At 61.6% G+C, this 9,169-nt stretch carries 11 protein-coding genes and 1 pseudogene; 4 read left to right on the forward strand and 8 right to left on the reverse strand.

Annotated elements, in window-relative coordinates:
- Positions 1–36: 36 nt before the first annotated feature.
- Positions 37–198 (forward strand): annotated as a pseudogene (locus AW06_RS21220) (glycosyltransferase); the annotation flags it as partial.
- 219 nt (positions 199–417) lie between these two features.
- On the forward strand, positions 418–1,404 hold the full coding sequence (locus AW06_RS21505; protein WP_337958805.1) for a glycosyltransferase family 4 protein: 987 nt from the start codon (positions 418–420) through the stop codon (positions 1,402–1,404).
- 2 nt (positions 1,405–1,406) lie between these two features.
- Here AW06_RS21505 and AW06_RS18605 read toward each other — a convergent pair whose 3' ends face one another.
- Together AW06_RS18605 and AW06_RS21230 are read right to left on the reverse strand one after the other, a co-directional pair.
- Positions 1,407–1,688, reverse strand: coding sequence for a hypothetical protein (locus AW06_RS18605; protein ID WP_046536011.1), 282 nt, complete (start codon positions 1,686–1,688; stop codon positions 1,407–1,409).
- An 81-nt stretch (positions 1,689–1,769) separates the two neighbouring features.
- Complete coding sequence (locus tag AW06_RS21230; RefSeq protein WP_273704885.1) at positions 1,770–2,228, reverse strand: hypothetical protein; 459 nt, start codon at positions 2,226–2,228, stop codon at positions 1,770–1,772.
- Positions 2,229–2,413: 185 nt separating this feature from the next.
- Here AW06_RS21230 and ompR point away from each other — a divergent pair, with 185 nt between their 5' ends.
- Positions 2,414–3,148, forward strand: a complete 735-nt coding sequence (ompR, locus tag AW06_RS18615) for a two-component system response regulator OmpR (RefSeq protein WP_034953362.1) — start codon at positions 2,414–2,416, stop codon at positions 3,146–3,148.
- Positions 3,149–3,164: 16 nt separating this feature from the next.
- Positions 3,165–4,493 carry an ATP-binding protein gene (locus AW06_RS18620; RefSeq protein ID WP_034953364.1) on the forward strand — a complete coding sequence of 443 codons (1,329 nt, stop codon included), beginning with the start codon at positions 3,165–3,167 and terminating at the stop codon, positions 4,491–4,493.
- 25 nt (positions 4,494–4,518) lie between these two features.
- Here the strand turns inward: AW06_RS18620 and AW06_RS18625 are convergent, their stop codons facing one another.
- The 6 genes from AW06_RS18625 to AW06_RS18650 all read right to left on the reverse strand — a co-directional run bounded on the left by AW06_RS18625 (position 4,519) and on the right by AW06_RS18650 (position 9,113).
- Positions 4,519–7,119: an EAL domain-containing protein gene (locus tag AW06_RS18625; protein ID WP_273704886.1), complete on the reverse strand. Its 2,601-nt coding sequence runs from the start codon at positions 7,117–7,119 to the stop codon at positions 4,519–4,521.
- A 187-nt stretch (positions 7,120–7,306) separates the two neighbouring features.
- Entirely contained in the window at positions 7,307–7,765 is a 459-nt protein-coding gene (rplI, locus tag AW06_RS18630) for a 50S ribosomal protein L9 (RefSeq protein WP_034953366.1), read from the reverse strand.
- Positions 7,766–7,780: 15 nt separating this feature from the next.
- Positions 7,781–8,056, reverse strand: a complete 276-nt coding sequence (gene rpsR, locus AW06_RS18635) for a 30S ribosomal protein S18 (protein ID WP_034923543.1) — start codon at positions 8,054–8,056, stop codon at positions 7,781–7,783.
- A complete protein-coding gene (gene priB / locus AW06_RS18640) occupies positions 8,028–8,375 on the reverse strand; it encodes a primosomal replication protein N (RefSeq protein WP_337958806.1) in 348 nt (115 codons plus the stop codon). The genes rpsR and priB overlap by 29 nt, the downstream gene beginning before the upstream one ends.
- On the reverse strand, positions 8,372–8,755 hold the full coding sequence (gene rpsF / locus AW06_RS18645; protein ID WP_034953372.1) for a 30S ribosomal protein S6: 384 nt from the start codon (positions 8,753–8,755) through the stop codon (positions 8,372–8,374). The genes priB and rpsF overlap by 4 nt, the downstream gene beginning before the upstream one ends.
- 124 nt (positions 8,756–8,879) lie before the next feature.
- Positions 8,880–9,113: a DUF3567 family protein gene (locus AW06_RS18650; protein ID WP_034953374.1), complete on the reverse strand. Its 234-nt coding sequence runs from the start codon at positions 9,111–9,113 to the stop codon at positions 8,880–8,882.
- Positions 9,114–9,169 lie beyond the last annotated feature (56 nt).

A 9,169-nucleotide genomic window follows, 5' to 3' on the forward strand; every position in this document is an offset into this window, starting at 1 on the left:
CAGCCGACCTGAGTAGTTACCGGGCCCTACTATGCGGCCGCCGACGTACTGCTGAACGTCAGCCGCTTCGAAGGATTCTCCATGGCGGTACGTGAAGCGCTCGTCGTCGGCCTGCCGGTACTGGCGACGGCCGTCGGAGGCCAAGGCGAACGGGCACATGACGGGCTGCGCCTGCTGCCGCCCGACGCGCCTGACGCCCTCATCGCCGAGCACCTGGCCGCACTGCCGGTGCGTGATACGCTGACCGGCGAGTCGTTGCCACGCGCACCGCGTCTGTGGTCGCTGACCACAGCCTGGCAAAGGCCTGGCAAACGCCGTGTCGAGACGCTGTTCGTCACCGCCAACCTGAACGCTGGTGGCGCCCAGCGCTCGCTTGTCAACCTGGTCACGCAGATCGCCGCGCAACATCCGCTGGCCGTGGCGGTATGCGGCGAAACAACCCAGAGAGCGTTTGCCGACACCCTGGCACAGCATGGCGTCGAGACCTTCCGGCCGACAGCGCAGGCCGATCCGTATGCGCTCGCCGAATCGCTGCTCGGCTGGGCCGGGGCGCACGCTCTCCGGACCCTCTGCTTCTGGAATGTGGACCCGAAGGTCAAACTCCTGCTGGCGCGCGTCGCACCGGCCGAGCTGCGTCTGATCGATGTCAGTCCGGGGCATTACGCATTTGCGGAACTGGATGGCGTAGCCAACTTCGCTGCCGCCATCGACCTCGATGTGGCGGCTTACTATGCGCGGCTGGATGTGCTGGTCCTGAAGTACCACGCGACCGACACGCCACCCTGTCGGCGCACAATCGTCATTGCCAATGGCGTGGCGACGGCCTCACGGGCGGCACCCGCACCGGCGGTGCCACGCTTTCTGGTGAGTGGGCGAATCGCGCCGAGCAAGCGCCTCAAAACCGTACTGACGGCTTTTGCGCAAGTACAACGCGATCAGCCCACCGCCGAACTGCATCTCGTCGGTCAGGCCGAAGCGCGACATGCCGCCTGTCTGGCCGAACTGCGCGTGCAGGCGTCCGGACTTGCGGTGTACTTCCGTGGCGCGGACCCCACCATGAGCTACCGCTGCGAACCGTTCACCGCAGCCGTCGTACTCGGGACGCACCAGGGATCGCCCAACGCCGTTCTCGAGGCCATGGCGGCCGGCCTGCCGGTCATCGCCAACGCCAGCGGCGGTACCGGCGGGATCGTGCGTGCTGGCAAGACTGGCTGGCTGCTCCCAGAGCACTGCACGGCGGCGGAACTTGCCGCGGCCATGCTTGAGTCTTTCGCGCAGCCCGCACGGTCAACTTTTCTGGGTACTGCCGGCCGCGCCTACGTGCGCGCTCACCATGACCTGGAAGTGATGGCGGCGCGTTACCTCGACTTGCTCAAATCCCCGAATCCCTCTCGTTCCCGGTGAGATCAGCCGCCTTCGCGACCCCGCCGGCGATCACGGTCATAGATCTCGCGCCCGGCATCGCGAATGTCACGACGCAGATCGCGACGCTCGTCCGGGCTCAGGCGACGAGTCTGTGCGTCATCACCGTGGCGACCATCACGCGCATCCGGTCGGTCTCCGGGGCGTCTCTCTCCAACCGGAGGATGCCGATCGAAAGCACGATCCGCATCCTTGCCGGCATGCGCCGGCAAGGATGCGGCGAGTAGGCCCAGAAGTACCCCGGCAATCCGGGTCGCGATGTTCATTTCTCGCTCCGCAATGGCCACTGATCGAACCCTCGGCCACGGCAGTACGCCCGCTTGCCGCTCAGGTGCCCATCAGTTGCCCTATTCCCCGTAGCGATGGCCGCGCCAGTCGCTGTCGTGCTTCGAATGATAGATGCGCTGCGACGCGTATTCCAGATCATTCTGCAGATCGGCATACTCCCGGCGACTTAGGTAGCCATCGGCCAGATACGCTCGCTCCTTGGCCGCAATCACCCTTTGCTCGGCCATCAGCTCGCGCATCTCGCCGCGGGTCAGTTGACCATCCTGCCAGCCCTGCCAGATGCGGGTGCGTTGGCGCTCCTGACGAGCGTCGATGTCGCCACCGCGAAATTGGCCACTCGCAGCCGTGGCGGGATGACGCTCTGGCGGGTAATGACGTTCGCCGGCGTACTGGCGAACCTCTCCGATGTGAGCAGTCAGACGGGGCGGATTCTGCCATTCCCCCGCCATTGCAGTGCTTCCGCCGAGCACCGTGAGCACGGCCAGCAGCCCCAGACGTGATGAGCATGGTACGTTCATGTTGTGTTCTCCTTTCCAGATGCACCTTGCGGTGCCATTGATCACTGCAAACGGCAGCGTGACGGTGAGCAGTTTCACTGGTGAATGTAAGCAGACAATGAGCAGCCGGTGCCATTTTGTAATGAATTGTTTCGAGAGCATCTGCGCTTGCTTCGCGGCGCTCGATCCGCGTTAGCATTACACACATGAACGAAAGCAAAGATCGAATCTTGATCGTCGACGATGATCGGCGCCTGCGCGACCTGTTGAGCCGGTATCTTGTCGAGCAAGGCTTTGCCGTCAAGGCGGTGGAAGACGGCGAAACGATGAACCGCGCACTTGCTGCCGAGCCGTGTGCTCTGATAGTACTCGACCTGATGCTCCCCGGTGAGAATGGCCTGACGATCTGCCGGCGGCTGCGCGGGCAGGGAAACATCCTGCCAATCATCATGCTGACCGCGAAGGGTGACGAGATCGATCGCATCGTGGGACTCGAAATGGGGGCCGACGACTATCTGGCGAAGCCGTTCAACCCGCGTGAACTGGTCGCCCGGATTCACGCCGTGTTGCGTCGGCGACCGCCGGCGAGTCTACCGGGCAGCCCCGGCCAGGCGGGGGAAATGCTCGGATTTGGCCGCATCCGGTTGAATCTGGCAACTCGCCGCATGCAGCGCGACGACCAGGAGATCCCGCTCACGACCGGCGAGTTTGCCTTGCTGAAAGCGCTCGTCAGCCACCCGCGACAGCCATTGTCACGCGACAAACTGATGGAACTCGCCCGCGGCCGGGAATACGAAGTCTTTGATCGGGCAATCGACGTCCAGGTATCCCGCCTGCGCAAGCTGATCGAGGACAATCCGGCACAACCACGCTATCTGCAGACGGTGCGAGGTTTCGGTTACGTCTTCGTCCCGGACGACCCGGCCAGCCCCCCTCCTTGAGCATGCGCAACGCTCGATGAGGCTGATTCCGCGCACCCTGCTATGGCGCGTCTTTTTGCTCGTCGCACTGCTGCAAGTGCTCGCAGTGCTCGCCTGGTCGGCGATCTACCGCCACTTCGCGCTCGAACCACGTGCCCGGCAAACCGCGCAGATGGTGGCCAGCGTGATCAATCTGACCCGCACCGCCTTGCTCACCGCGGCGCCTTCCTTGCGGCGCGAATTGCTGCTGGAGCTTTCAGAACGCGAAGGCATTCGTGTTTACCCGGCGGAAGACGACGACCGCATCGCACCGCTGCCGGACGAGGCCTTGTTGCAGCACATCGCCGTCGAAGTACGCCGGCAACTCGGCACCTCGACCCGCCTGAGCCTCGAACGCAATGAAATGCCCGGTCTGTGGATCAGTTTCGCGATCGACGACGACGACTACTGGATGATGATGCCGCGCGAGCGCCTCGACCAGACCTTCCCCGTGCAATGGCTCGGTTGGGGCGTCGCCGCGCTCGGTTTGTCCTTGCTTGGGGCCTACCTGATCGTCCTGGGTGTCACGCGACCGCTGAAACGGTTCGCCCGCGCCGCAGCAACGATCAGTAGCGGCCGCTGGCCGCGACCGCTACCGGAACGGGGTGCCGACGAGATCGTACTGGTCAGCCAGGGTTTCAACCAGATGTTGAGTGACCTGCAACAGCTCGATCACGACCGCAACCTGATCCTGGCTGGCATCTCGCATGATCTGCGCACGCCGCTGACGCGCCTGCGGCTGGGCATCGAGATCAGCGACCTCGAAGCGAGCGACTGCGCAGCAATGAACGAAGACATCGAGGAAATGGACCGGGTCATCGGCCAGTTTCTCGCCTTTGCCCGGCACGACGCAGGCGAGCCCTTGCAGACCATCGATTGCAACGTCCTGCTTCAGGAAATGACCGACCGTTATCGCCGCCGTGGCGCACTGGTCGAGACCCGGCTTGTCGCACCCCTGCCTGAGATCGCTGCGCGCCCCCTGGCACTGCAACGCCTGTTGACCAATCTGATCGACAATGCCTTGCAGCACGCCGGCAGCGAACAGCCGCTCGAACTCGCTGGCGGAATCACCGACAGCCGCCTCTATCTCGAAGTGCGCGATCGCGGTCCCGGCATTCCGACGGAACAGTGCGAACGGCTCAAACGCCCATTCACCCGTCTCGACGCGGCGCGCAGCCACAGCAGCGGTGCCGGCCTCGGCTTGGCCATTGTCGACCGCATCGCCCGCGCCCACGGCGGCAGCTTCGACCTGCTGCCAAACCCGGGCGGCGGCCTGATCGCGCGCGTCGAATGGCCCCTTGTTTCCCCGACCAGCAGCGCTGGCTGAAGCTGGGTCGAGCACCGCGGTATGGTCACGCCGGTGGCCTTGAATTTACTGTCCCTGGAGGCAGGTCTTTGGCAGGCCGATGATCGGAGTAATTTGGAATGAACGAACGCAGCGCGAATTCCTCGAAGCCCTCGGCCGGCAATGGGCGGCTGAACAGGTAGCCCTGATAGACATGGCAACCCTGGCCGGCGAGAAAATCCCTCTGGGCCTCGGTTTCGACGCCCTCTGCAATGACCGCCAGCCCCAGACTTTCTGCCAGGACGACGACCATCTTGGAGATCGCGGCATCGTTGGGGTCGGTGAGGATGTTTCTGATGAAACTCTGGTCGATTTTCAATTGATCGAGCGGCAAGCGCTTCAGGTAAGAAAGCGATGAGTAACCGGTACCAAAGTCGTCGAGCGAGAAGTCAACGCCTTTCGCCTTGATGATGGCCATCTTGGTAATGATTTCCTGCACGTCATTCACCAGCAGGCTTTCGGTCAGCTCCAGCTTGAGCCGTTGCGGTCGGGCTCCGCTACGGGCCAGCGCCGCCAGCACGTGATCGACAAAGGCATCGTCGTGAAACTGACGGGCGCTCACATTCACCGCCAGGGTGAGACCGGACAGTTCGGGTCGAGTGGCCCAGGCCGCCAGTCGATCGCATGCGCTCTCCAGTACCCATTGGCCAATGGGAAGGATCAGTCGGTTTTCCTCGAGGAGGGGGATGAACTCGGTTGGCGACACCAGGCCACGCTCCGGGTGCTGCCAGCGCAACAAGGCTTCGGCACCGATGACCCGGCCAGATGAATCCACCTGTGCCTGAAAGTGAAGAAGAAACTGCTCCTTCTGGACGGCTTCGTGCAGACTCGCTTCGAGAGCCGCACGCGCCGTCGCAACCGCCTGCATGGTCGGGTTGAAGAAGCACAGGGTATCGCGGCCCGCCCTCTTGGCGTGGTGCATGGCGGATTCCGCTCGCTGGATCAGTTCATCGACGACCTCCTGGCGATCGGAAAACAGGGCAATGCCGATGCTGACCGTGCTGTGGTGCGTGTAGCCGGCGAGGGGATAGACATGACTGAGCGTGGCAAGAAGCTTCTCGCCGACGCTTTCGGCCTGTCTTGCCGCCTCCTGGCCGTCCTCGCTCAGATCTTCGAGCATCACCACGAATTCGTCACTGCCAGGGCGCGACACAGTGTCGCTGGCACGCACACAACCCGCCAGCCGCTGGGCGACCTGTTGCAGCACCAAGTCGGCCTGGTCACGACCGACGATGTCGTTCAGGCTCTTGAAATTGTCGAGATCGATAAACAGTAACGCGCCGCCGCGACCGGTCCGCGTACTGGCAATCAGGGCATGCTGCAACCGGTCCAGGAGCAATCGGCGGTTCGGCAGATCGGTGAGGGGGTCGTAGAAGGCCAGATGGTCTATTCTGCGCTCCGCCGCCTTGCGCTGGGTCAGGTCGGAGAATACTGCCACGTAGTGGGATACGGTATTCTGCTCATCAAACACGGCGGTTATGCTCAGCCACACCGGAAAGATTTCGCCGTTCCTGCGGCGGTTCCACAATTCGCCTTGCCAACGAGTCTCGACTTGCAGCGCCGTCCAGAGTGTTGCATAGAATGCCTGGTCCTGGCGTCCCGAGCTGAGAATGCTCGGCGTCCGGCCCACGATTTCGTCGGCGCTGTAACCGGTCACCCGGGTAAACGCGCCATTGACGGCCAGAATCCGCTCATCGGCATCGGTGATCATGATGCCCTCCATCGCGTTGTCGAAGACTTCCGCCGCTAGCTTGAGCTGCTTCTCGGCGGCGCGCCGAATGTTGATCTCCTCGTGTAGATTCCGGTTAATTTCATTGAGGGCCTGCGTCCGTTCTTGAACCCGACGGTCGAGTTCCCGGTTGGCCAATTCGACGCCTTGCAGTGATTTCTCAAGCTCGGAGGACTGACGGTCGATGATCCCCTGGGCGCGCGTCACCAGCAGATAAAGCCAGCCGTAGAGCAGCGCCAGTAGACCAAAAACGATGCCGATGACGATCAGGCGGGTCTGCTCCAGATGGGCAACGAAAGTGGTGACGTCGCTGTAGATCTCGATCACTCCAACAACCCGCTCGTACTCATCGCGGACCGGCAGGTAGGAAGAAATGACGTCGATATTGGTAACCGTGCCCTCGAAGGTGTCCATCGTGTCACGATGGCTCAGAACGCTCTCGACCTTCCCCGCACGCGCCGCCAGGAAGCCTGGATTGCCACTCTTGTCCTCACCGGTCTGCCGGGTATCGGTGGAAAACACCGTCACGCCGTTCAAGGCGTAGACCTTCACCTTGACGACATCAGTACCTTTCATGTGCTGCGCAACCAGCTCCTGGAGGTGGGTATCCTGTGCGCGCGCGCGCAGGGAGTCGGCCGTTGCGCCGGCACTGTCATCAACGAGAAGGGAGAAATTTCGCCACAGCGAGTTGGCAAAGGCACGGGTCAAGACGACGTTGCGGCTTTCGGCAAGGTCCTTGAGGTCGCCCAAGGCGAGATGCTGGTAGCTCCAGCCCAGCACCACGGCAGTAAGAACCGTGCACAGCAGACTGCTCAGCGAATAATACCGCTTGAGCGCGAAACGCGACCGCCCCTGGCTTTCGATGCATGCGTGCTCCACCTCTTGCCTCCTGCCAAGCGTTGACCATCAACGATTATCCCATCCAGGAGCATGGCAGGGCGTGCGAAGAAGCATGCAAATGGTCAGATTTCCTGGGGCCCCCTGCTTCGCAGCCCAGATGCAAAAAGGCCTTGCCCCCGGGCAAGGCCTTTTTCTCGACACCAGATAACGGCGCCGTATCGCGAACCTACAGCTTCGGTTGTTCGACGACCACGGCCACCGTGATCGTCGCCATGACGTCGCCGTGCAGAACCACTTCCAGAGGGGTTTCGCCAATTACCTTGAGCGGGCCGGCTGGCATGCGAATAGCCGACTTTTCGATCTCGAAACCGAGCGCGCGCAGCCCGTCAGCAACGTCGAAGTTGGTCACCGAACCGAAGAGGCGACCGTCGACGCCGGCCTTGCGGGCGATCCGGACGACTGCTCCGCCCAGTCTTTCTGCATACGCTTGCGCTGCCGCCAGTTTGTCGCGGGCGGCATTCTCCAGTTCAACCCGCTTGACCTCGAATTCCTTCAGTGCAGCTGGCGTGGCGCGCTTGGCCTTGCCCGTCGGAATCAGGAAATTGCGAGCGTAGCCATCCTTCACCTTGAGCAGATCGCCGAGGTTGCCGAGGTTGGCGACTTTTTCCATCAGAATGATTTGCATCGTCGTCTCCTCGGTTTACTGATGGTTGTCGGTATACGGCAGCAGCGCTAGGAAGCGGGCACGCTTGATGGCTACTGACAGCATCCGCTGATAGCCGGCTTTGGTGCCGGTCAGCCGGGCCGGCATGATCTTGGCGTTCTCGGCGATGTACTCCTTGAACAAATCGACATCCTTGTAGTCGATCTCTTCCATTTTTTCAGCAGTGAAGCGGCAGAACTTGCGCCGCTTGAACAGTCCGCTGCCACGCTTCTTGACGTTCTTGTCATCCTTCTTTTTGAAGAACCTTGCCATCTTGATTTCCTTCAACAAAATCGATCTTGGTGATATGTAGTCTTGGCTGCCTGCTGCCGCGGCTCCTGGCGGCGAGAAAGCCCGTCAGCTGCAGGGCCGCGCCTGGACTGGCTGCCTGCAGCCACTGTGTCGTTGCGCCCAAGGCAATTGCCTGGATTTCGAGTTCGACACGGCGGCGGCCACCTGCTTCAAGCTGCTCCGATTGATGCCCGATCAGACATTCCATGACTGGCACACCGGCCGGCGTAAAGCGTAGCGCCTTGCGCTCGATCAGGATGCCGCTGAGTTCGACGCGATTCAGCAGTGACTCGGCACTCAGGCAGCCGGCGGAGTGGTTTCGGCCGGCGCCGGTTCACGGACTTCGAGCAGTGACTTAGATTTCTCATCCTTCATCATCGGGGACGGTGCGCTGACCGCACGCTTGGTCTTGATCGTCAGATGCCGAAGAATCGCGTCGTTGAACTTGAAGCCATGCTCGAGTTCGGTCAGCGTTGTGTCATCGCACTCGATGTTCATCAGAACATAATGCGCCTTGTGCAACTTCTGGATCGGATAGGCGAGCTGACGGCGTCCCCAGTCTTCAAGACGGTGAATCTGCCCGGTGCGGGCAGCGATCAGCGATTTGTACCGCTCGACCATCGCCGGGACCTGCTCACTTTGGTCCGGGTGGACGATTAGAACGATTTCATAATGGCGCACGAACACTCCTTTTGGATAAAGCCCCCCGCCATGCGAACAGTGGGGCAAGGTGGAAAAACCGTGCATTATAGCGAGCTTATGCTTGGCTGAGGAATCTGTTTGATCTGATTATCTGATTTCAGTATCAGTGCACGACGATCGGCCGCGCCGCGCCAGCGCAGTACTCGTCGAGCAGCGCGTCGATTGATTCTTCGTCACGCTCATTGTCGGGAATATCGTCTATGGCCTTGCGCAAATCCCGGGCCACCGAACCCTGAACGAAGAGGCTGCGACTGGCAGCCTTGTCCACCAGCTCGAAACCCTTCTGCACCGGGTAAGCAACGATCGCGTACTGCTGACTGTTATAGACAATGTTCATGTGTACTCCTTTCCAGGTGGACTGAGCGATACGATGCCTTAGGTGATTTCCTCATT

This window comes from Candidatus Accumulibacter cognatus (genome assembly GCF_000584975.1).
GTDB classification, from domain to species: domain Bacteria; phylum Pseudomonadota; class Gammaproteobacteria; order Burkholderiales; family Rhodocyclaceae; genus Accumulibacter; species Accumulibacter cognatus.

Coding starts and splice junctions, on each gene's coding strand:
- AW06_RS18605 (WP_046536011.1), bottom strand. CDS start 1,688: ATGAACATCGCGACCCGGATTGCCGGGGTACTTCTGGGCCTACTCGCC.
- AW06_RS21230 (WP_273704885.1), bottom strand. CDS start 2,228: ATGAACGTACCATGCTCATCACGTCTGGGGCTGCTGGCCGTGCTCACG.
- ompR (WP_034953362.1), top strand. CDS start 2,414: ATGAACGAAAGCAAAGATCGAATCTTGATCGTCGACGATGATCGGCGC.
- AW06_RS18620 (WP_034953364.1), top strand. CDS start 3,165: ATGAGGCTGATTCCGCGCACCCTGCTATGGCGCGTCTTTTTGCTCGTC.
- rplI (WP_034953366.1), bottom strand. CDS start 7,765: ATGCAAATCATTCTGATGGAAAAAGTCGCCAACCTCGGCAACCTCGGC.
- rpsR (WP_034923543.1), bottom strand. CDS start 8,056: ATGGCAAGGTTCTTCAAAAAGAAGGATGACAAGAACGTCAAGAAGCGT.
- AW06_RS18650 (WP_034953374.1), bottom strand. CDS start 9,113: ATGAACATTGTCTATAACAGTCAGCAGTACGCGATCGTTGCTTACCCG.